The following is a 22,476-nucleotide window of genomic DNA, read 5'->3' as shown; positions in this document are numbered from 1 at the left end:
TCTTTTTCGATGCCCCGGCAGCCAAGTGCTTCCGGCGGAGACTCTTTTTCGATGTCCCGGCAGCCAAGTGCTCCCGGCGGAGACTCTGTTTCGATGCCCCGGCAGCCAAGTGCTCCCGGCGGAGACTCTGTTTCGACCGCCCGGCAGCCAAGTGCTCCCGGCGGAGACTCTGTTTCGATGCCCCGGCAGCCAAGTGCTCCCGGCGGAGACTCTGTTTCGATGCCCCGGCAGCCGGGACCGCTCAGCGGAGCATTCAGCGGACGTCAAGCAAGGGGAAGAAAGCTCTCTGCCGCCGTGGCGTGCGGAACAGCGTCGATGAGCCGGGCATAAATCGCATTCTGCCTGAGGATGGCAGGGACACCGATGATGTACATCCGTCTCCGGGCCCTGGTCAATGCCACATTCAACTTGCGATCGATCGACACGCCGTCGTCTTCTACCACGTTGGGCAACCATTGGAGCTGTGCCGCTTCGTTCACGCTGAAAGAGTAGATGATCACTTCCCGCTCGCTGCCTTGATAACGCTCTACGGTATCCACGGAAATTCTGTTCAACGAAGGGATGCGCAAAGCGTGGAGCTCTTTCCGGATCAATGCGATCTGACTGCGATAAGGCGTAATGACGCCTAAGGTGCGTGTCGGCTCGAAGCGTTCTCCCTCCGAGAGATAAATCTGCCTGGCCAGTCTGGCGACTATCCGGGCTTCATGTCGATTGGTCTTTCCCGAAGCGCTCGACGCATCGATTTCCGAGGGAATGAACTGTACGGGGTGTGTTACGGCTTCCCGCTGATGAGGCAGGCCTACCGATTCCAGCTTGCCGGCGTAGAACGCTTCGTTGGGGAAACGGGCTACTTCCGGATGCATCCTTCCCTGCCGGCATAGCATATCGACAGCTCTCGAATCGCCCGTCGAACGGAGATGACGATACAGGCGTTCGAAGAGAGAATCTCTTACGTTGTACAAGGATGCATTCTGCAACAGCTCATCCCGCACTTCCGAGTCTTCGGCCGATTGAAGTACTACGGCGGGCAACTGTTTCGGATCGCCTATCAGTACGAATTTGCCGACGGCGTCCCTCCCGTCGGTAAAGCGAGCGGTCAACACGCCCAACAATTGCGGCTCGAGAATTTGCGTAGCCTCGTCGACGATGGCGACATCGAACCGCTTCAAAGTGAACAGTTCCGGGCGCATGGCGATCGAAGCGAGAGTACCCACGAACACGCGGCAGCGGCGAATCCGCTCCACCACTTCGCGGCGAGTGGTGCAAGCGTCCAACACGTTCGTCAACAGACGCTCCCGATACCGTTCGTCGCAAGCCAGCGTCGTCCCCACCCGGATATAATCCACCGCGGGAGAGATACCCGAAATGGCCTGACAGATCTCATCGACCGCCCGATTGGTATAGGCCATCAAGAGCATCTGCCGCCGCTCGTCCTGATATCCGTGCGCAACCATCTGCCGGAGCGCTCTCGAGGTCTTGCCCGTTCCCGGAGGTCCTACCAGCAAAAAGAGGTCTTCGGCGGCTTCAACTTTCAACGCCATTCGCTCGAACACGTCGCCCGTCCGATCGATCGCTTCCCGATACCGGTCGTCGAAGCGAGGCGGTCGCCGACCGAGCAACAAGTCGCGCCGTTCCCGATTGGCCGTGAGAAAGGCGGAAAGTCCCGCATACATGCTCCGATAAGCCGTATCCATCGCATCGTGCTCCACGGCGTAACAGCTGTCCGTAGCGAACACCGACGGATTGCGCTGCGTAGAACGAAGCCGGATGCGCAGCATCGCATCCGTGATCTCGACGACGCTTCCTTTGAAAATCAGCTTATTCGTCACCTGATCGGCATCGCTGTTGCGCTCGTACAGCACCACCGCATCTCCGCCGCGGAAGTTAGGCAGGAAGAGCTCCTCGTATTGCGGGAGGGATAAGGTGACGGAAGGGGTCTGTTCCTCCGAAGCGCGATTCTCGATCAGTTTCAAGCCGTAGAGGATCTCGCCCGCCTCTCTCTTCTCGTCCAACGAACTGAGCCACCAGGCCGAAGCCCCCGTCCTGCCGTAGCAATCCACGCTGCCCGCCTTGCTGAGATAAAGTTCCTTGGTAATGAAATTATAGAGCGTATAAAAGTAACGCTTTTCCACCTCGGACAAAGCCGCCAGGTGCGTGCCGAACTGGCCGATGCCCGGCTTGAGATAATGCTCCCAGAAACGTCCGGTCAGGCGGCGCACATTGAGTGTCGGGGGATCGATACGGTTCAGCAGTTGCGCCGTAAAAGCGATATCGTTATGCGCTTGCGTTTCATACTCCCCGGCTACGATCAGATTCCGCAGATTGATGATGCGTTTGACCTGCTCCCACGAGGCCCTTGCCGAATACAATAACGGATAGCGCGTATAGAGCAGGTAAGGATGAGTGAGGCGATGGTCGCGATTCATGCTGAACTCCAACACCGCCAGGTACAGCAATATCTGAGCCCGGTTGTTCTCCTTGGGGAGGATCTCGCCCCGGAGGGTCCGCTCGTCCGCCCGTCCCGACTTCATTTCGATAAAACTGCTCATATCCCGCTGCATATAGTCGAGGCGTCCCTGAATGCCCAAGGGTTCGCAGATGTACGAGGGTTCCAATACCGCATCGGCTTTATTCAATTCGTAACCCGGCTGCCGAAAAGTTTTCTCCACCGTCTGACGAATATGTTCGAAATGCATCAGACAGTCTCTGGCAAAATCTTTCTCCTTCAACTCGTCCAAGAGTTCCTCGCAGGCGGCCAATTCGATAGGATACCTCCGAAAAGCTTTCTTCATGCAAGACGGGAAATCGGGCGCATCCTTCCCCGCGTAAATCCATTCGTCCAAAAACAGGTTGGCGATATTCCCGAGCAACAGCGGGCGGGTGTTATCGATCGGATCCAGGCGGTTTAACAGGTAGTTGACCGGATGACTGCCGTATTCCTTGAAACACTCGGCCAGCGAACTGATGTCCAACAGATAATCCGGCTCGAGGACGATAAACGCAGGGAGGTATTCTTCCTCCGCATTCACGGCCACATTCAACAGGTTGAGTTGGGCATCCCGCCACAGTCGCCCGACCGTTTCGTCGAACTCTTCATTCAGTCCGCGCAGATGATATTTCACTTTCATGACTTCCTTCACGGGAGAAGCTGCGGGAAGCACATACAAATAATCCTTATCCGCCGTGATGAACTTCACCCGAATGCGACGAACGGTGGGCGGTCGACTCTTATCCACTCCTCTCTCCTCCTCAATCCTGATAGTATACCCGCTTTACCCGGTCGGAAACGCTGGTAAGAACCTCATACGGAATAGTGCCCAACGTAGCAGATAATGCGGTCACGGGCAAGTCGTCGCCGAAGATAATGACGCTGTCGCCTTCCTTGCAATCGATGTCCGTAACATCGATCATCGCTACGTCCATACAGATATTACCTACGTAGGGCGCTTTCTTACCGTTGACCAAGCAATAGGCATTTCCGTTGCCTAAATGGCGGTCCAGGCCGTCTGCATACCCTATGGGGATCGCTGCGATACGGGAGTCGCGTTCCAATCGTCCTTTTCGGCTGTAGCCCACCGTATCTTCCTTTTTCACGCGACGAATCTGGAGGATGGTCGTCTTCAACGTGCTGACGTTACGCAACATGTTGTTCGTAAACGGATCGACCCCGTAAAGGCCCAATCCCAAACGCACCATATCGAACTGGGCATGACCGTACCGTTCGATGCCGGCCGTATTCAGAATGTGCCGGAGAATCTTATGCGAGAAAGCCGCTTGCAACTCCTCCGACACCTGTTCGAAGAGACTTATCTGACGGACGGTGAACGAGTCGAACTGCGCAGAATCGCTGCCTGCCAGATGCGAGAAGACAGAGCGGGGAATGACCGCCGCCTGGCGCTTCAACCGTTCTATCAGCTGAGGCATTTCCGTCGGTTCGAAGCCCAACCGGTTCATCCCGGTATTGATCTTGATATGAATAGGGAAATTCGTTACGCCTTCTTTCTCGGCTGCCCTGATCAATGCGTTCAATATGTAAAAGCTATAGATTTCCGGCTCTAATTTATAATCGAACATCGTCTTGAAGGCGGTCATCTCCGGATTCATGATCAGGATCGATGCCGTAATGCCGGCCTTGCGCAAGGCACTGCCTTCGTCGGCCACCGCTACAGCCAGATAATCCACCCGATGATCCTGCAACGTCTTCGCCACTTCGTAGGAGCCTGCGCCGTAGGCCGAAGCTTTCACCATGCAGACCATCTTCGTTCCCGGCTTCAACTTGTTGCGATAGTAGTTCAGGTTATCGACCAATGCGCTCAGGTTGACTTCCAAGATCGTCTCGTGCACTTTCAACTCCAAGAGGTCGGAAATATCTTCGAAATGAAAGCTCCGCGCTCCCTTGATCAATATAATTTCGTCGCGTAGGCGTTGCAAAACGGTCGATTCCTGCAGCTTCTCCGTCGTCTGAAAAAAATATTTCTCCGCATTGAACATGTTCATCGCCGAGCGAATCTCTTCCCCGACGCCGATGAGCTTGTTCACACCGCGATTTCGGGCCAATTCAGCCACTTGCCGATAGAGCATTCTGCTGCTTTGGCCGGTTTCCAGCATATCCGAAAGGATCAAGGTTCGTTTCTTTCCTTCCCCTTCCGAACGTCGCTGCATGAAATCCAGCGCAATATCCAAAGAGGCCAAGTCCGAGTTGTAGCTGTCGTTGATCAAGATGCAATCGTTCTTCCCTTCCTTCACCTCCAGCCGCATGGCTATCGGTTCTATCCGGCTCATCCGTTCCGCAATCTTCGACGGAGGAATCATCAAATACAAGGCTACCGCTAAACAGTGCAGGGAGTTCTCGATAGAAGCGTCATCGATAAACGGAATAGCATATTCGCTCGGCAGATTCAAATACCGGTATTTTACAGTCGTATGCTTGACTCCTTTCTCTATGGCCTCGATAAACAAAGGACATTCCGTATCGACCTTCGACCAAGCGATCTCGCGCACGGAGAACAACGATCGCTGCACGCAAGAACTGATCAGCTCGTCGTCCGCATCGTAGATCAGCACGTCACAATCCTTGAACAAGGATAGTTTTTCCATGCACTTGTCCTGAAGGGAAAAGAAATTCTCCTGATGCGCTCCGCCGATATTCGTCAATATACCAATTGTGGGAAGAATAATGCTGCGCAGGGATTCCATCTCCCCCATTTCGGAGATACCGGCTTCGAAAACCCCGACTTGGGTCTGTTCGTTCATCAGCCAGACCGACAAAGGAACACCGATCTGGGAATTATAACTCCTCGGCGAGCGGGTAACGACCTTATCCGGACTCAGCAACTGATAAATCCATTCTTTGACGATCGTTTTGCCGTTGCTCCCCGTTACTCCGATGACAGGAACCTGAAATTGCTTGCGATGCTCTCTCGCCAATTGCTGCAACGCTTTCAACGGATCCCTTACCTGCAAGAAATTGGCATCGGCGTAGCGTTCCAGATCGATCGGCAAATCGGCGACGACAAAATTCCGGACGCCTCGCTCGTACAGCTCGGGAATATACTTATGTCCGTCGTTCCTTTTCGTCTTCAGGGCGAAAAAAAGCGTTTCCTCCGGAAAGCCCAAAGAGCGGCTATCGGTTAATAGCCAATCTATACGCGTTTCACAGGTTCCTGTTCGGCGAGCTCCGATAGCTTTGGCTATACTTTCAATTGAATTCGACATTGTTCTATTTCTTTTTTCAGATCGACATAAGGAAAGTTCTCCCCGAATCGATTTAATTTTAGTACTGTCTCGTTTACAAACCGACGATACGCCGCTGTGTGCGAATGAAAAGGTTGATGATTCAATCGCTTTGCAATTTCTTGCCATTGGCGCATTACTCCAAGGGTAGACGCAGAGAAATAACATCTTTGGAAACAATCCCAAATATAATCTATCGCCAAAGACGAAGGATGCAACATATCGTCGGCATAGAAGCGATAATCTCTCAACTCGTCCATCATAATCTCGTAAGAGGGGAAATAATAACAGTCCTCCCTTTGCTTTTGCATCTTGTCTACAGCTAACAACAAGGTCGCCTTGCCCACTTGATTGCCGTGCATCCCGTCTCTACCGTGGCGAACAGGACTGACGGTAAAAAGAATGCGAATCTTCGGGTTCAATGCCCTCATCCCGTCGATGACGGAGACCATACGCCGAACAATTTCATCGACCTCCAATAACCTGCGACGGAAAAGAACATCGGGTTGCTTGTGACAATTGCCTACCACGCGTCCGCTCTCCTTCAGTTCGTACACCCAGGCAGACCCGAAAGTACAGAGCAGCACATCGATTTGCGGCAAGACCGAGAAAGCATCCTGAAGGCGGCGGTTGATCTGTGCCAAACACGCAGCCCGATCAGTCGAGGAGAAAGAAGAATGATGCATCCAGCTGTTCCACAACCCGTTCGAGTAAAACAGCTCATCCGATCTGTACTGCCTGCCGGCGAGCAACACGTTCATCGCCTCGGCCATGGACCACGGATTATATAAAACGCCGAAAGGGTTGACGGTTATCGGGAATTTGTATGCCGTCAATCGATGTCCTATCTCCTCGACAAAGCAAGACCCCCATAACATCATCTTGTCGGAATGGCGTATTTCCATCTGCTTCAGCGGCAATTCCGCCGGTGTTCTGAAATCCATATTCGATTCGCCTCTAAAATTTAAGCACAAATTTACGCAGAATATACATAAAAGTAGTAATTTTGGGGATCTAAATAAAGCGAAAATAAAATGTATCTCTGCAAATCGGAAATAAATTTTGCTCGTCGCTCGGCTTGGGTTATCTTTGTTCGTGCATAAGGTGGTTACGGAATGGGAGAGGATAATGCATACCGCTTATTGAATCATACCGATTCGCCGGAAGAGCTTCGTACGTTGAAACCGGATCAGCTTCCGGAAATCTGTAAGGAACTTCGACAGAAAATCGTAGACGAACTTTCCTGCAATCCTGGTCACTTTGCTTCCAGCTTGGGTGTGATAGAGCTCACCGTCGCCCTGCATTATGTGTTTAATACACCTTATGATCGGATCGTGTGGGATGTCGGTCATCAGGCATACGGACACAAGATTTTAACCGGGCGGCGCGATGCATTCTGCACGAATCGTAAATTGAACGGTCTTCGCCCTTTTCCTTCGCCCGAAGAGAGCATCTACGATTCCTTTGCATGCGGACACGCTTCCAATTCCATCTCGGCGGCACTGGGCATGGCCGTAGCGGCCAAGAAGAATGGAGAAAGCGACCGGAACGTAGTGGCCGTCATCGGGGACGGATCGATGACCGGCGGACTTGCCTTCGAGGGGTTGAACAACGTTTCGTCGAATCCGAACAATCTGCTCATCGTCCTCAACGATAACAACATGTCCATCGACCACAATGTGGGCGGTATGGAACAGTACTTATTGAATCTGCAAACGTCCGAGAGCTATAATTACATTCGCTATAAGCTTTCCAAACTGTTTTCCAAGATGGGCATTCTGAACGAGGAACGCAGAAAAAGCATCATCCGCTTTAACAACAGCTTAAAGTCCGTGCTGACGCATCAGCAGAACGTGTTCGAAGGGATGAACATCCGCTATTTCGGTCCGGTTGACGGGCACGACGTAATAGGATTAACCAAAACGTTGAACGACATCAAAGACATGGAAGGCCCTCGCCTCCTCCACATCCACACCATCAAGGGAAAAGGCTTCGAACCGGCGGAAAAAGAGGCGACCATCTGGCACGCACCCGGAATGTTCGATAAAGAGACGGGAGAACGTTTCATTCAAAATGTCCAAGGGCTACCTCCCAAGTTCCAGGACGTGTTCGGCGAGACGCTTCTGGAATTAGCCGAACAAAACGATAAGCTGGTAGGCGTTACGCCAGCCATGCCGACAGGGTGTTCGATGAATATCATGCAAAAGGCATTTCCCGACCGGGTATTCGACGTGGGCATTGCGGAAGGCCATGCCGTCACGTTTTCGGGAGGGATGGCCAAAGAAGGCTTATTGCCTTTCTGCAACATCTATTCCGCTTTCATGCAACGAGCTTACGACAACTTCATCCACGACGTAGCCTTGCTGAACCTGAACGTCGTCCTGTGTCTGGATCGGGCGGGATTGGTCGGAGAAGACGGTCCGACGCATCACGGCGCCTTCGACCTGGCCTATATGCGTCCGATTCCTCAAGTAACGATCGCCTCCCCGATGGATGAAAAAGAACTTCGGAACCTCATGTACACCGCCCAACTGCCGGACAAAGGGCCGTTCGTGATCCGCTATCCCAAAGGCAGAGGATCCATCGTCGACTGGCGATGTCCTTTCCAAGAAATAACGATCGGGACAGGAAGGAAATTGAAAGACGGAAAAGACATAGCCGTCGTTTCATTAGGACCGATGGGAAAGACGGCGGAAAAAAGCATCGGCAGGGCAGAGAAAGAAAGCGGAAAGTGCATAGCGCATTACGACTTGCGCTTCTTAAAACCTTTGGATGAACGAATGTTGCACGAAATCGGACAGCACTTTGAAAAGATCGTTACCCTGGAAGACGGCGTACTGAACGGCGGGATGGGAAGCGCCGTGCTGGAATTCATGAACGATCGCGGCTATTGCCCGCGGATTCGTCGCGTGGGCATACCCGATCGGTTTATTCAGCATGGGCCAACGGCAGATCTATACCGCATCTGCGGCATGGATGAGGAGAGTATCTATAACCTATTACTTACTTTTTAAACAGAGGGCAGGAAGATGAAAATAATCATTGCAGGAGCTGGTTCCGTAGGCACGCACTTGGCCAAACTGTTGTCGAGCGAGCGCCAGGACATCATTTTAATGGACGAAGACGAGAATAAGCTGAACGGCATGGACTCCAACTTCGACTTGATGACGGTATGCGCTTCGCCGACGTCTATTTCCGCGCTCAGAGATGCAGGGGTTTCGGGTGCCGACCTGTTCATCGGCGTCACGCCGGAAGAAAGCCGGAATATGACAGCGTGCATGCTGGCGACAAAATTAGGAGCCAAAAGAACGGTAGCGCGAATCGACAATTACGAATACCTGCTGCCGAAACATAAAGAATTTTTCGCTAAACTCGGAGTCGATTCCCTGATCTATCCCGAAATGTTAGCCGCCAAAGAAATCGTCGACGCACTGAAGATGAGCTGGATTCGGCAATGGTGGGAATTCGCCGGAGGAGCCCTGATCCTGATCGGCACCAAGATGCGTGAGACAGCTGAAATCCTCGACATCCCCCTCAAAGATTTGGGAGGGCGAGAGAATCCGTACCACATCGTGGCTATCAAACGGGGCAGCCACACCATCATCCCGCGAGGCGACGACATGATTAAACTGTACGACATCGTTTATTTCACGACCACCAAAAAATACATCCCGTACATTCGGAAAATCTCCGGAAAAGAGAACTACGCCGACGTGCAGAACGTGATCATCATGGGCGGAAGCCGGATCGCCATCCGTACTTCGCAATACGTGCCCGACTATATGCAGGTCAAGATCATCGAAAAAGACCTGAGCCGATGCAATCGCCTGACAGAGTTGGTCGACGACCGTATCATGGTGATCAACGGCGACGGACGAGACTTGAGCCTCCTGATGGAAGAAGGTATCAGAAACACGGAAGCCTTTGTGGCACTGACGGGAAATGCCGAAACGAACATCCTGGCCTGTCTGGCGGCCAAACGATTGGGAGTGACGAAAACCGTAGCGGAAGTGGAGAATATCGATTATATCCGCATGGCGGAAAGCCTGGATATCGGAACGGTCATCAACAAGAAAAAGATTGCGGCCAGCCACATCTATCAAATGATGCTGGATGCGGATGTGACCAACGTAAAATGTTTGACGTTCTCCGACTCCGACGTAGCGGAATTCGTCGCAAAAGAAAATTCCAGAATCACGAAACGTCCCATCAAGGATATGGGATTGCCCAAAGGCATCACCATCGGCGGAATGATCCGCAACGGAGAAGGAATCTTGGTCAACGGCAACACGCAGATATTACCGGGCGACCACGTGATGGTGTTCTGTCTGGGCGAAATGATCCAGAAAGCCGAAATATTCTTCCACTGATGATCAACAAAAAGATTATATTCCGGGCCTTGGGCATCCTGCTCTTCATTCAGGGGGGCTTCCTGCTGTTATGCGCCGCGATCTCTTTCTATTACAAAGAAGACGACAGCATCGCCTTCCTCTGTTCGATAGGAGCCACGCTAAGCGTCGCCGTACTGTTTTATTATCGCGGAAGGGGAGCCAAACGGTCCATAAATCGAAGAGACGGATATGTGATCGTGGCCTCCGCATGGATCATCTCTTCCGTCATAGGCATGCTGCCTTACCTGATCAGCGGCTATATCGAAGGGGTGAGCGACGCCTTTTTCGAGGCGATCTCTGGCTTTACCTCCACGGGAGCGACGATCGTGGATCGCATCGAATCGTTTCCGCACGGCCTGCTGTTTTGGAGAAGCATAACCCAATGGATCGGCGGGTTGGGAATCGTTTTCTTCACCATTGCCGTCCTCCCGATGATCGGTACGGGAGGAGTCAAACTCTTTGCCGCCGAAGCCACCGGACCGACGCACGACAAGGTGCACCCCCGCATCGGCGTGACGGCCAAATGGATCTGGATGATCTACATCGGATTGACGCTCTCGCAGGCAGTATTGCTCTATTTCTCCGGCATGGGGATCTTCGACAGCGCTTGCCATGCCCTGACCACCTGTTCGACGGGGGGCTTCTCGACCAAGCAGACCAGTATCGCCTATTTTCATTCCCCTCGTATAGAATACATCACCGTCGTCTTCATGCTCCTGAGCGGAGTGAATTATACATTGCTCTATACGACTTTATTGAAGTTTCGGATCAAGAAATTATGCCGTAACACCGAGTTCCGATGGTACATCAGCATCGCCGTTCTGGCTACGCTGCTCATTGCCGCCGGTCTGTTCCTCACCACAGGCGGAAATATGGAAGAGTCGTTCCGGAAGGCGTTGTTCCAGGTGGTCTCCATACAAACCTCCACCGGCTTCATGAGCGCCGATTACATGTTATGGACGCCTTCGCTCTGGATGATTATCAGTTTGCTCATGATCATCGGATCGTGCGCCGGCTCTACGTCGGGAGGCATCAAATGCATTCGGATCGCGATCATGAGCAAAGTAGCCCACAACGAGTTCAGACGAATCATCCACCCGAACGCCGTCTTTCCCGTTCGGGTAAACAAACAAGTTCTTCCGGACGGCACCAAAACCATCGTCCTCGCCTTCATCTTTACGTATCTGGTCGTGATGTTCGTCAGTTGGCTCGTACTGATGATGGTGGGCATGAACTTTACCGAAGCTTACGGAGCCGTCGTGTCGTGCTTGGGGAATACCGGGCCGGCATTGGGAAGCTGTGGACCGGCATACTCCTTCAGCGCCATTCCCGCGGTCGCCAAATGGATCTGCTCGTTCCTCATGCTGGCAGGCCGTCTGGAACTGTTTACCATCCTCATTCTCCTTATGCCGAGTTTCTGGAAGAAGCGGTAAATCGAAAAAAATACATACCTTTACGTCCGAAATAAATACCACAGACATGTATCCGTATAAATTCGATCCTATACTGAAATCCACCCTTTGGGGCGGAAATAAGATCATTCCGTTCAAACGCCTGGACAGCCGGCAGCAACAAGTGGGCGAGAGTTGGGAAATTTCAGGCGTGCGCGGCAACGAATCCGTCGTTCGCAACGGAAAAGATACCGGCAAAACCCTGACCGAATTGGTCCAGGAATACCGCGAGAGCTTGGTCGGCAGAAGCAATTACAGACGGTTCGGCGATACGTTCCCCCTGCTGATCAAATTCATCGATGCGCGCAACGACCTCTCCATACAGGTTCATCCCAACGACGAACTGGCCCAAAAACGGCACCATTCCATGGGAAAAACGGAAATGTGGTATATCATCGACAATGCCCACGGAAAAGCCCGGCTCTACGCCGGCCTGAAAAGGCGTATCACACCCGACGAATACGCCGAAATGGTAAAGAAGCATACCATCGTAGACGCGCTGGCCACCTATTCCGTAAAGCCCGACGAGGTGTTTTTCCTGCCGGCCGGACGGATCCACAGCATCGGCAGGGGATGTTTCCTGGCCGAAATCCAGCAAACCAGCGATATTACTTACCGAATTTACGATTTCGACCGGAAAGACGAAGAAGGGAACACCCGCGAACTGCACACGGAGCTGGCCAAGGAAGCGATCGATTACACCGTCCTGCCCGATTATCGGACAGCTTACGCACCCAGGCGGAACGAGTCCGTCGAATTGATCAGTTGTCCCTATTTCACCACCTCCGTATACAACCTGACCGAAAGCATGACCGTCGATTACCGCGAGCTCGACTCGTTCGTCATCTACATCTGCATTGCAGGGACCTGTACGATCACGGACGACGAAAGGAACGAACTCCCCCTGCAGGCAGGCGAATCCATCCTCTTCCCCGCTACCGTGAAAGAAGTCCGAATCGATGTCGAAACGCACGTCAAATTCCTCGAAAGTTACGTCTAAGGCATACATCTGCCGTCCGATCCACCGACAACCGGCCCGGCGAGAGCGGAAACGGAAGGAGCCCTCCGTCGCGCCAGTCGACGAAGGAAAAAGGAGAATTATATTTTCGCTGAACGGCTCGACAAGAGCTAAAACGGATTCATCTTCCCGCCGCGTCGGTTGCAGGGAGTTAAAATGGATTTGTATGCATGCCGCATGAGTCGCAAGGAGTTAAAATGAATTTGTATACATGTCGCATGAGTCGCAAGGGGTTGAAACGGATTTTCATGCATACCGCATGGGTTGCATGGTACTAAAATAAATTTGTATACAGACCGCATGCGTTGCAGCGACCAAAAATGAATATTCACTCGTTGCAACCGACGCGGCGGTACTGAAATCGAAGTTTTACTCTCGTCGGGCCGCCCGGCAACACCTCAAACGGATTTTTATTCTCACTGCGTCACGCTGCGACAGGAAAAACGGCTTTGCATGTTCGGCGCGGCGCGCAGCGGAGAGAAAAAACCTTCCGCACAAGGATCATGCCGGCGAAACCGGTCGTTCGAGAAAGCGGATGCAGACAGGCTTGTTCATCTCGACCACCTGGCCCGTGTCCATCAACAGCCCCGTTTGCTCATCCCGTCGAAAAATCTGGATGCAATGGCTGTCGCGGCAAGCCGCCAGCAGATACCTTCCGCTGGGGGTGAGCGCAAAGCCGCGCGGATGAATGCCGGTCGGCTGATAACCTATTCTGGTCAGCGTCCCGTCTTGCGCATCGATCTTAAAGATGGCGATGCCGTCCGCTTTCAGCCGGTTGGAAGCGTACAGGAACCGCCCGTCGGGCGAAAGTTGAATATCCGCACTTCCTCCGGCATGCAGGGTATCCGCTTCGAGATACTGCTTCGTCGCCAGCTTTCCGTCGGCATAATCGAATACGACGACATTCCCCGACAATTCGTTAATCAGGTAAGCATAGCGCCCGTTCGGATGGAAGACGAGGTGTCGCGGCCCGTTCCGCGGCTTTACCTCTACGTCCGTCATGCCGTCCGGTTTTACCAAAGAATTCGGTCGACCGGCTACCGCTTTTTCATTCACGGGGAAGATGTGGATACGGTCCGTACCCAGATCATCCGCCAAGAGAAATCGGCCGTCGGGCGAAAACCGGACGGCATGCAGATAAGGCTTGGTCTGCCGCTCCGGATCTGCACTCTTGCCCGTAAACGGGATCACGCAAACAGGCTCTTTCAGCCTGCCAGAATCGTCCACCGCCATGATCGATATATTCCCGCCGAAATAATTGGCCGTCACGACAAAGCGTTCCGACGGATCGAGGGTAATATGACAGGGGGCCCCTCCCTGCGTGGCGACTTCGTTGAGCAAAGTCATCCGCCCGTTTTCTGCATCGAACGAGATGGCATAGGCGCCCGCCGTCTGGCCTTCGTCCTCCTTCACCGCATAAAGATGTTTCCCGTCCTTCGTCGGGACTAAAAACGAAGGATTGGAAAGTCCGCTCAAACCGCAAAGATAAGTCGCTCGCACCGAATCCTCCTCGAACCGAAAAGCTTTGACTCCCTCCTGCGCGACATCCGCATAACTTCCTACCAGCATAATCGGCGAAACCTGTGCAACCTCTGCCGACGCCCTGTCTTTCATCGCCGGCTTGCAGGCAACGAGAACCGATACCGTCAGTACCCCTCCCCAAAAAGAAATCCGTTTCATCTTTTAAGCATTAAACATCGCACAAAGAAACGACGTTTTCCGAAAGTAGAAAAATTAAATCGAAAAAAGATACGACAATCCATAAATATTCGTACCTTTGTCGTAACCATTGGGCTTGTTCGGTTTTGACAGCGAGTTGAGGTGGTATGTAAGCATGCAGAGCGTGGATAATAGGGCTCTATAATCTCCATTATCAAAATTTATCTGGCAACGAAAATTATGCTCTCGCTGCGTGATTGAAGCAAAGTAAATCACCTTTATTTCCGGCATAGTGCCGGGAACGGGATGTCGCTCAAAAGCTCTTGTTCCGAAGCGTTTGACAAAGCGGCACAGCAAATTCGGAAATAATCGAAAGTTCGCCTCGCGCTTTCGACGAAATCTGAGAGGATAAGGCACAAGTGGGTGGCTTTGGTCTTGCCTGTGCACGAAAACCGAAGGCAAAGCTAAGCATGTAGAAAGCATATGGTCTCCTTGTTTGGACGAGGGTTCGACTCCCTCCAGGTCCACCGCTCCATCGATACGTACGAAGTTGCTGAAGGAGTCTCTCCGTGCGTTTCTATTTTTCGGGCAAAAAATATAATACCTTTACTGCGCCACTTTTAAGCTTTATATTATGGTCATAAAATCAATTTTGGATACCGATCTATATAAGTTCACCACCTCGTATGCTTATATCAAGTTGTTTCCATATGCACAAGGCACTTTTATTTTTAAAGACCGGGATGAAACGGAATACAATGAAGATTTCATGAACGAATTCCAAGCGGAAATCCGTCGTCTGAAGGAAGTGCGTCTGCATGACGACGAGCTGGAGTACATGAACGCGCACTGCCGTTTCCTGCCTCGCATCTACTGGGAATGGTTGGCCGCTTTCCGTTTCGACCCCGAGAAGATACGTCTTTCCTTGGACGAGGCGCATCATCTGCATATCGACATCACCGATTACCTGTACAAGGTCACGCTGTACGAAGTCCCCCTGTTAGCGATATTATCGGAGATCAAAAACAAATACGACCGCCACGTTCCCGACAAAGCGGAAGTCTACAAGAGGCTGAAAACTAAAGTCGACTTGTCCAATGAAAACCAGATGACCTTTTCCGATTTCGGCACTCGTCGCCGTTTCTCTTTCGACGTGCAAGAGATGGTTATCCAATACCTGAAAGAACATTCGCAATATTGTACCGGCACCTCGAACTGCTACCTGGCCATGAAATACGATATGCGCCCCATGGGCACCCATCCGCACGAATGGTTTATGTTTCACGGCGCACAGTTCGGCTATAAGCACGCAAACTATATGGCGCTGGAAAACTGGGTCAATGTATACGACGGAGATTTAGGGACGGCATTGGCGGATACCTATACGTCCGATTCTTTCTTGAGCAACTTCAGTAAGAAACAAGCCAAACTGTTCGACGGCGTCCGTTGCGATTCGGGAAACGAACTCGAATTCATCGATCGACTGATCGAACGTTACAAAGAGTTAGGCATCGACCCTACCACCAAAACCATCATCTTCAGCAATGCGTTGGACTTCGAAAAATCGCTTCACCTCTTCAACTATTGTCAAGGCAAAATTCGCTGCTCATTCGGAATCGGAACCAATCTGACCAACGATACGGGGTTCAAACCGTCGAACATCGTGATGAAACTGGCGCAATGCAGAATGAACAGCCATCAGGATTGGCGCGAATGCATCAAGCTCTCCGACGATATGGGCAAACACATGGGCAGTAGCGCCGAATTGGAAGCATGTCTTTACGAGCTGAAACTGAAGGGTTAAAAAAGTCGTTCTTCATGATGCACATAGCCACATTATTCTCCGGAGGCGTAGACAGTTCCGTCGTCGTCCACCTGCTGTGCGAACAAGGTTACAAGCCCGACCTGTGGTATATAAAAATAGGCATGGATCAGGATGAAGATTTAACCTGTACCTCCGAAGAAGATATAGAAATAGGTAAGACGATAGCCAAGAGGTACGGGCTGCATTTTGACATTATCGACCTGCAACAACAGTATTGGGACAACGTGGTAGCCTATACCATCGACAAGGTGAAACGCGGACTCACACCGAATCCGGATGTGATGTGCAATAAACTCATTAAGTTCGGTTGTTTCGAAAAAGAGGTAGGATATCGCTACGACAAGACGGCTACCGGTCATTATGCAAACATCATAGAGAGAGAAGGAAAAAGCTGGTTGGGCACCGCCGTCGATCCGGTAAAAGATCAGACCGATTTCCTTGCACAAATCGACTACCTGCAAATCTCCAAACTCATGTTCCCACTGGGGAAACTGAGGAAACAGGAAGTTCGCAAAATCGCCCAAACAGCCAAACTTCCAAACGCTTACAGGAAAGACAGTCAAGGCATTTGCTTCCTTGGAAAAATCAATTACAACGAATTCATCAAACGATTCTTGGGAGAAAAAGACGGACCGATCGTCGAGTGGGAAACAGGAAAAGAGATAGGCACCCACCACGGCTTCTGGTTCCATACCATCGGACAAAGAAAAGGATTAGGACTAAGCGGAGGCCCGTGGTTCGTGATAAAAAAAGATATCGATCGAAATGTCATCTATGTCTCTCACGGTTACCACACCGAGAAACAATACGGTACCGATTTCATTCTTCACGACTTCCATTTTATCACCGACGACCTCTGGAAAGGGAAATCGCCCGTAGATATCACTTTCAAAATCCGCCATACCGATTTTTATTCCGTCGGAACCTTGAACCGATTAGAAAACGGATCGCTCCATATCCATAGCGAAAAACCCGTTCAAGGAATCGCTCCCGGGCAATTCGGAGTACTCTACGATCAGGATGCCCGAATATGTGCAGGCAGCGGCGAGATAGCCGGATAAAAAATTATAGATTAAAAATTTGTGGTTTACGGAATAATATCTATCTTTGTCACGTTTTCGAAAAGAGGAACCGGGGCGTTTAGCTCAGCTGGTTCAGAGCGTCTGCCTTACAAGCAGAGGGTCGGCGGTTCGAATCCGTCAACGCCCACTTCTCCTCTCTCCTCTTTTCTTAGAGAAATCGGGGCGTTTAGCTCAGCTGGTTCAGAGCGTCTGCCTTACAAGCAGAGGGTCGGCGGTTCGAATCCGTCAACGCCCACCTCAAAAGGGTGGACTCATCGGGAAAAGAGAAGGTGCAGCCAAAACGGTCAGATCGATCGACAGAAACGGATCTATTTGAAACGTAAACGACGGGACTTCTTACGTCGAATGTCGGTAAAAGAGTATCTCACCGACTTCGAGTCGCCTCTCCCATCAATTCTCTATATTCTTCAATAGTAGGTTCTCAGCGTGTTTGAAGAACGGCCATAGGCATCTCCCTGAAAAAAGTCTCCGGTTGTCTCCACGACAGATAATCAAATTCATGCCTGCGGACCGTTTTGTCGACCTGGAGGATGCGGAAAGCATCGTGCAGGACTTGATGACTTGGCTCTGGGAAAATAAAGAGCTCGTGCTCATCGAATCATCGCTCGGCAACTATCTGTTCCGCCCGACCTATAACCGGACGCTGAACCTGAAATACCTTCCGCTCATCCTTATCCTTTTACGAGGAGCGCTACACTTTCAACGCATACGCGCCGGCCCGCTCGGTGACTACCCGTTGCAAATCCTCGAGCGTCCGCTCCGTCCCTTCGAACTCAACCGTAGCAACGGGTGGATCTAACGTCACCGTAGCCTTCACGCCGTCCATACTGTTCAACGCTCTCTCCACGTGCATCCTGCAATGGTCGCACATCATGCCTTCTACTTTAAATTCTCTTTTCATCGTCGTCGTATTTAATGATTTATTTCTCAACGCTTTCGTTCGTCCTTCCTTCCCCGTTATTTTCTTCCGTTTCAGCCGCAAACTGTTAGAGACGACACTTACGCTGCTGAAAGCCATAGCCGCACCTCCTATCATCGGATTCAGCAGGAAGCCGTTGACGGGATAGAGTACGCCGGCGGCCACCGGCACGGCTATCAAGTTATAGAAGAATGCCCAGAACAGATTCTGGCGGATCGTCCGAGTCGTCAGCCGGGACAACGTCAATGCTTCCGGGATTTTTGTCAAATCGGACGAGATGACAGTCATCTTTGCCACATCCATCGCCATATCGCTCCCGCTCCCCATGGCGATGCTCAAGTCCGCCTGGGCTAAAGCCGCACTGTCGTTGATACCGTCACCAATCATCGCCACACATTTCCCGTCGGCCTGCAATGCTTTGACAAAGGCCGCCTTATCACCAGGCAATACGCCCGACCGATAATGGAAGATACCGACTTGACGGGCGATTTCTTTCGCCGTCGATTCGTGATCGCCGGTCAGCATAAATACGTCTATCCCCTGTCGTTTCAACGTCTCGATCGCTTTCACCGAAGTATCCTTGACCTTATCGGTAATGCCGACGACGGCTCTGGCTTGCTTCGCATCCGCAAACCAGATGACCGTTTCGGCCTTCGCCGTCAATCGGGCGGCTTCCGCTTTCAGGGAGGCTTCCATCGTTACTTGCAGTTCCTCCATGAAGTCCTGATTACCCGCATAATAGAGCGTTCCGCCGACATTTCCTTTTACACCTTTCCCCGTCAGACTTTCGAAGGCGGTCACTTTCAGCGAAGGTTCCACCCCTTCGAGATAACGGACTACCGCTTCGGCCAACGGATGTTCCGAAAGCTTTTCCAAACTGAACAAAGCGCTCTCGAGTCGTTCTCCGTCCGCCGTCGCCCATTTTATCGAAGAGACTTCCGGTTTCCCTTCCGTGATCGTTCCCGTCTTATCCAGTATTACAGCATTTATTTTTCTGGCGATTTCCAAACTCTCCGCATCTTTGATCAGAATTCCGCTCTCCGCCCCTTTCCCGATGCCGACCATAACAGCCGTGGGAGTAGCTAATCCCAGGGCACAGGGACAAGCGATGATGAGGACTGTGACCAGAGCCAGCATCCCGTGCGAGAAACCATTCACCGGATCTAAGATCACCCAGGCGATCCAGGCGATCAAGGCAATCGCCATAATGACGGGGACGAAGACTGCCGCCACCCTATCGACCAATTGTTGGACGGGGGCTTTGCTGCCCTGCGCTTCCTGTACCATCCGGATAATCTTAGCGAGCAAGGTATCCGTACCGACCTTCCGCGCTTGAAAGCGGAAACTTCCTCTTTGGTTCAGCGTCCCCGCAAAGACGTTGGTACCTGTCGACTTGGCGACGGGTACCGGTTCGCCATTCAGCATGCTCTCGTCGACATACGAATCGCCCTCCGTTACTACGCCGTCGACAGCTATTCGTTCTCCCGGCCGGACCATGACGATATCATTCGGCCGAATCAGCTCAATAGGAATCGGTCTCTCCTCGTCCCCCCGGATAATCGTCGCCGTTCTCGGCTGCAAGCCCATCAGCTTTTTGACAGCCGTGACCGTATGTCCCTTCGCTTTCGCCTCCAGTAAACGCCCTAAGAGGATAAAACCAACGATCATACTGGCAGACTCGAAGTAAAGGTGAGGAGTTATGCCCCGCGAAGTCCAAACCTGCGGAAAGAGCAGATTGAACAAGCTGAACAGATAAGCCACACCCGTGCTACAAGCCACCAGCGTATCCATATTGGCGGAACGGTGCTTCAACTGCTTCCACGCACGGATGAAGAATCCCCTCCCTAACCAGAAGACGGTCGGAGTAGCTAACAGCCACATCGCCAGCTTGCCCAACCATACTTCCTTGAAGCAAATACTTATGATAAATACGGGTACAGCCAAGACAAAAGCACCGAGAGTCTGCCCCTTCAGCGAACGATAATTCTCCGATTGCACTCTTTCCAAAGCCTCGACGGAATCGTCCCTTTCGATAGATAAATCGTAGCCGATTTGTCGGACGACTGTTTGCAGCGCCTCGGGCGAAGTCTGTTTACTATCGTATTCTACCGTGGCCATACCGTTGGCATAATTGACCGAAGCTCCGCAAACTCCCCGTTGCCCGTTCAAAATCTTATCGACACGAGTCGCACACGCCGCACAACTCATTCCGATTACGGGAAAGAATTCCTTAACGATATGCCTGTCTGTCTCCATTATCCGAATATTTTAAGCAAAGATATGACCGAAAGTCCGCGACATATTACGGAATTACGGAAGAAAGTTACGGATTTATGGACAAAAATCACAGAGAACGATCAGACATACACAAAATGCGTTATCTTTGGTCCGGACATTTAACCGTCCAATCGTGGAGAAGACGTTGCTCCTCACCCTTTCAATTCTGTTTTTCGAATCGTGCACGAACAAAGAACGTTCCGACGGCATTGCCGTTTATACGTACGAGCAAATGAAGCATGCCGATCCGCTCGGCAAAACCTCCCTCATCGACAAAAAGAGTCGTACCGTCTATAAAGCCGATAATACCGAAAAAGGAATAAACATCCCCGACACGCCGCTGTTCTTCCGGCCGACATTCTACTCCGACCGTTGCGCCATAGGCATCCTGACCGCCGATAAAATCTTTGACGAGAAAACGGATGAGATTCGAGACAAAAGGCTGAAACCGATGATCGACAGGCTGAACGAAGAAAGTAATCCGATATTGGTGATTTATAAAGAATAGCCCGCTTCGCAAGTCATGCAGGAGTGTGATCGAAGGAAACAACCTCTTTCCTCCAAAGCGGGCGGTAGTTTTAAAATCTATGCCTCCGAATCTCGGATGAGGAACGAATTCCGCCTCGCCATTCGGAATTCATCCGCGGAAATGACATCGCGATTTGCCATTAATTTATTACTTTTGCATTACCAATCGAAATGATCATGAATCAGGCTAAAATAATTGTGGCAGGCCTCGGGCCGGGAAGTCCGGAAGACCTCACCCCCGCCGTCTTGAAAGCCCTGAAGGAAGCGGATGCAATCGTCGGATACAAATACTACTTTCGTTTCGTCGAACCCTTTCTTCGTCCTCAAACGGCATGCATCGATACGGGGATGAAGAAAGAGAAAGAGCGCGTTCGGCAGGCGTTCGAACTGGCAGAGCAGGGAAAGACCGTCGTCGTGGTCAGTTCCGGAGACGCCGCCATCTACGGAATGACGCCGTTGATCTACGAAATGAAACGGGAACGAGGAAGCGACATCGAAGTCACATCTTTCCCAGGAATCAGCGCTTTCCAGAAAGCTGCTTCCATCTTGGGCGCACCCATGGGGCACGACTTCTGCATCCTCTCTCTCTCCGACCTGATGACTCCCTGGGAAACGATTGAGAAACGGATCACCGCTGCAGCAGTGGCCGACTTCGTGACCGCCATCTACAACCCGAAAAGCGACGAGCGGTACTGGCAACTGTATCGATTGAAGGAGCTCTTCCTCCAAGAAGGACGCTCGCCTGAAACGCCCGTCGGCTACGTTCGTCAGGCCGGACGGGAAGGACAAACGGCAAAAATCACGACACTCGGTGATTTCGACCCTGAGGACATCGACATGTTCACCGTCATCATTATCGGGAACTCGCAGTCTTACACATGGAACAACCGGTTCGTCACCCCGCGCGGATATTACCGCGAAACCCCGAGCGAAGGAGATCACATCGGACAACACATCATGATAAAAAGCTTCCAAACCATCGAGCAAGAGATGAAACACAGCGAGATACCCTTAGGCCGCAAATGGGCGCTGCTGCACGCCATCCATACCTCCGCCGATTTTACGATGGAAGACCTCCTATACACCGATCCTTCGGCCGTAGAAATCCTGTACGGGAAAGTGGCCAGGGGCGAATTGACATACATCGTTTCGGATGTGAACATGGTCGTCAGCGGATTGCGCAAAGGTGCACTGCAACGTTTGGGCGTCGAGGCAAAATGTTATTTGGACGATCCCCGCGTAACAGACATGGTGCGGCGGGAAGCGCTGACAAGAACGCAAGCGGGGATCCGCCTGGCTGTAGCCGAGCACCCCAATGCCTTATTCGCTTTCGGGAATGCTCCGACCGCTCTCATGGAACTGTGCACGCTGATCCGTCGGGGGAAAGCTTCCCCTGCAGGCATCGTCGCCGCACCGGTCGGCTTCGTCCATGTCTGCGAATCCAAACAGATGATCAAACCGTTCGCCAACATCCCCAAACTCATTATCGAAGGCAGAAAGGGAGGGAGCAACCTGGCGGCCACACTGGTCAATGCCATCCTCACGTTCGACGACGCCGAAGCCTTACGGCCGGGAAGAGACCTCTAAAGAAAA

The 22,476-nt window shown here is 51.9% G+C and carries 13 protein-coding genes, 2 tRNA genes, 1 other RNA gene and 1 pseudogene; 12 read left to right on the top strand and 5 right to left on the bottom strand.

Features of this window, described 5'->3' with window-relative positions; translation table 11 throughout:
* Positions 1-263: 263 nt before the first annotated feature.
* From BN102_RS02455 to BN102_RS02445, 3 genes are read right to left on the bottom strand one after another with little or no spacing between them, the layout of a single operon-like run.
* Positions 264-3,236 (bottom strand): DEAD/DEAH box helicase, encoded by a 2,973-nt coding sequence (locus tag BN102_RS02455; RefSeq protein ID WP_245545297.1) that lies wholly within the window; start codon positions 3,234-3,236, stop codon positions 264-266.
* A 13-nt stretch (positions 3,237-3,249) separates the two neighbouring features.
* A complete protein-coding gene (locus BN102_RS02450) occupies positions 3,250-5,715 on the bottom strand; it encodes a bifunctional UDP-N-acetylmuramoyl-tripeptide:D-alanyl-D-alanine ligase/alanine racemase (protein WP_019207481.1) in 2,466 nt (821 codons plus the stop codon).
* Positions 5,691-6,677, bottom strand: a complete 987-nt coding sequence (locus BN102_RS02445) for a GSCFA domain-containing protein (protein ID WP_019207480.1) — start codon at positions 6,675-6,677, stop codon at positions 5,691-5,693. Before BN102_RS02445 ends, BN102_RS02450 begins: the two co-directional genes overlap by 25 nt.
* Before the next feature lie 171 nt (positions 6,678-6,848).
* Between BN102_RS02445 and dxs the strand changes: the two genes are divergently transcribed.
* Genes dxs through BN102_RS02425 form a run of 4 tightly spaced genes read left to right on the top strand, consistent with a single transcriptional unit; the run spans position 6,849 to position 12,575 of the window.
* Positions 6,849-8,747 (top strand): 1-deoxy-D-xylulose-5-phosphate synthase, encoded by a 1,899-nt coding sequence (dxs, locus tag BN102_RS02440; RefSeq protein WP_019207479.1) that lies wholly within the window; start codon positions 6,849-6,851, stop codon positions 8,745-8,747.
* 15 nt (positions 8,748-8,762) lie between these two features.
* Positions 8,763-10,103: a Trk system potassium transporter TrkA gene (trkA, locus tag BN102_RS02435; protein WP_019207478.1), complete on the top strand. Its 1,341-nt coding sequence runs from the start codon at positions 8,763-8,765 to the stop codon at positions 10,101-10,103.
* On the top strand, positions 10,103-11,557 hold the full coding sequence (locus BN102_RS02430) for a TrkH family potassium uptake protein (protein WP_019207477.1): 1,455 nt from the start codon (positions 10,103-10,105) through the stop codon (positions 11,555-11,557). Before trkA ends, BN102_RS02430 begins: the two co-directional genes overlap by 1 nt.
* Positions 11,558-11,603: 46 nt before the next feature.
* A complete protein-coding gene (locus tag BN102_RS02425; RefSeq protein ID WP_019207476.1) occupies positions 11,604-12,575 on the top strand; it encodes a type I phosphomannose isomerase catalytic subunit in 972 nt (323 codons plus the stop codon).
* A 519-nt stretch (positions 12,576-13,094) separates the two neighbouring features.
* Here BN102_RS02425 and BN102_RS02420 read toward each other — a convergent pair.
* On the bottom strand, positions 13,095-14,273 hold the full coding sequence (locus BN102_RS02420; protein ID WP_019207475.1) for a lactonase family protein: 1,179 nt from the start codon (positions 14,271-14,273) through the stop codon (positions 13,095-13,097).
* 111 nt (positions 14,274-14,384) lie between these two features.
* Between BN102_RS02420 and ssrA the strand changes: the two genes are divergently transcribed.
* The 6 genes and pseudogenes from ssrA to BN102_RS11080 all read left to right on the top strand — a co-directional run.
* Positions 14,385-14,782: a transfer-messenger RNA gene (gene ssrA / locus BN102_RS10670) on the top strand.
* Positions 14,783-14,886: 104 nt separating this feature from the next.
* Positions 14,887-16,056 (top strand): nicotinate phosphoribosyltransferase, encoded by a 1,170-nt coding sequence (gene pncB / locus BN102_RS02415; RefSeq protein ID WP_019207474.1) that lies wholly within the window; start codon positions 14,887-14,889, stop codon positions 16,054-16,056.
* 17 nt (positions 16,057-16,073) lie between these two features.
* The gene (mnmA, locus tag BN102_RS02410; protein WP_019207473.1) at positions 16,074-17,138 is read left to right on the top strand and encodes a tRNA 2-thiouridine(34) synthase MnmA; all 1,065 of its coding nucleotides are present in this window, start codon (positions 16,074-16,076) and stop codon (positions 17,136-17,138) included.
* A gap of 73 nt (positions 17,139-17,211) precedes the next feature.
* Positions 17,212-17,286: transfer RNA gene (locus BN102_RS02405), tRNA-Val, on the top strand.
* A 33-nt stretch (positions 17,287-17,319) separates the two neighbouring features.
* A tRNA-Val gene (locus BN102_RS02400) sits at positions 17,320-17,394 on the top strand.
* A gap of 270 nt (positions 17,395-17,664) precedes the next feature.
* Positions 17,665-17,808 (top strand): annotated as a pseudogene (locus tag BN102_RS11080) (RNA polymerase sigma-70 factor); the annotation flags it as partial.
* Between the two features lie 42 nt (positions 17,809-17,850).
* On the opposite strand, the gene BN102_RS02395 reads toward BN102_RS11080, so the two are convergent.
* Complete coding sequence (locus BN102_RS02395) at positions 17,851-20,334, bottom strand: heavy metal translocating P-type ATPase (RefSeq protein WP_019207472.1); 2,484 nt, start codon at positions 20,332-20,334, stop codon at positions 17,851-17,853.
* A gap of 154 nt (positions 20,335-20,488) precedes the next feature.
* On the opposite strand from BN102_RS02395, the gene BN102_RS02390 reads away from it, so the two are divergent.
* Both BN102_RS02390 and cobJ read left to right on the top strand, forming a co-directional pair.
* The gene (locus BN102_RS02390) at positions 20,489-20,863 is read left to right on the top strand and encodes a hypothetical protein (RefSeq protein ID WP_019207471.1); all 375 of its coding nucleotides are present in this window, start codon (positions 20,489-20,491) and stop codon (positions 20,861-20,863) included.
* 197 nt (positions 20,864-21,060) lie between these two features.
* Entirely contained in the window at positions 21,061-22,470 is a 1,410-nt protein-coding gene (gene cobJ, locus BN102_RS02385; RefSeq protein ID WP_036787139.1) for a precorrin-3B C(17)-methyltransferase, read from the top strand.
* The last annotated feature ends 6 nt before the right edge of the window (positions 22,471-22,476 follow it).

Origin of the sequence: Phocaeicola abscessus CCUG 55929, from assembly GCF_000312445.1 — a bacterium.
In the GTDB taxonomy this organism is placed as follows: Bacteria; Bacteroidota; Bacteroidia; order Bacteroidales; family Bacteroidaceae; genus Phocaeicola; species Phocaeicola abscessus.
This window is presented reverse-complemented; position numbering and strand designations above follow the sequence as displayed.

Bases quoted from the DNA above. Each gene is read 5' to 3' on its own strand.
- dxs (WP_019207479.1), top strand. From the start codon at position 6,849: ATGGGAGAGGATAATGCATACCGCTTATTGAATCATACCGATTCGCCG.
- BN102_RS02430 (WP_019207477.1), top strand. From the start codon at position 10,103: ATGATCAACAAAAAGATTATATTCCGGGCCTTGGGCATCCTGCTCTTC.
- cobJ (WP_036787139.1), top strand. From the start codon at position 21,061: ATGAATCAGGCTAAAATAATTGTGGCAGGCCTCGGGCCGGGAAGTCCG.
- mnmA (WP_019207473.1), top strand. From the start codon at position 16,074: ATGCACATAGCCACATTATTCTCCGGAGGCGTAGACAGTTCCGTCGTC.
- BN102_RS02420 (WP_019207475.1), bottom strand. From the start codon at position 14,273: ATGAAACGGATTTCTTTTTGGGGAGGGGTACTGACGGTATCGGTTCTC.
- BN102_RS02445 (WP_019207480.1), bottom strand. From the start codon at position 6,677: ATGGATTTCAGAACACCGGCGGAATTGCCGCTGAAGCAGATGGAAATA.
- pncB (WP_019207474.1), top strand. From the start codon at position 14,887: ATGGTCATAAAATCAATTTTGGATACCGATCTATATAAGTTCACCACC.
- trkA (WP_019207478.1), top strand. From the start codon at position 8,763: ATGAAAATAATCATTGCAGGAGCTGGTTCCGTAGGCACGCACTTGGCC.
- BN102_RS02450 (WP_019207481.1), bottom strand. From the start codon at position 5,715: ATGTCGAATTCAATTGAAAGTATAGCCAAAGCTATCGGAGCTCGCCGA.
- BN102_RS02395 (WP_019207472.1), bottom strand. From the start codon at position 20,334: ATGGAGACAGACAGGCATATCGTTAAGGAATTCTTTCCCGTAATCGGA.
- BN102_RS02425 (WP_019207476.1), top strand. From the start codon at position 11,604: ATGTATCCGTATAAATTCGATCCTATACTGAAATCCACCCTTTGGGGC.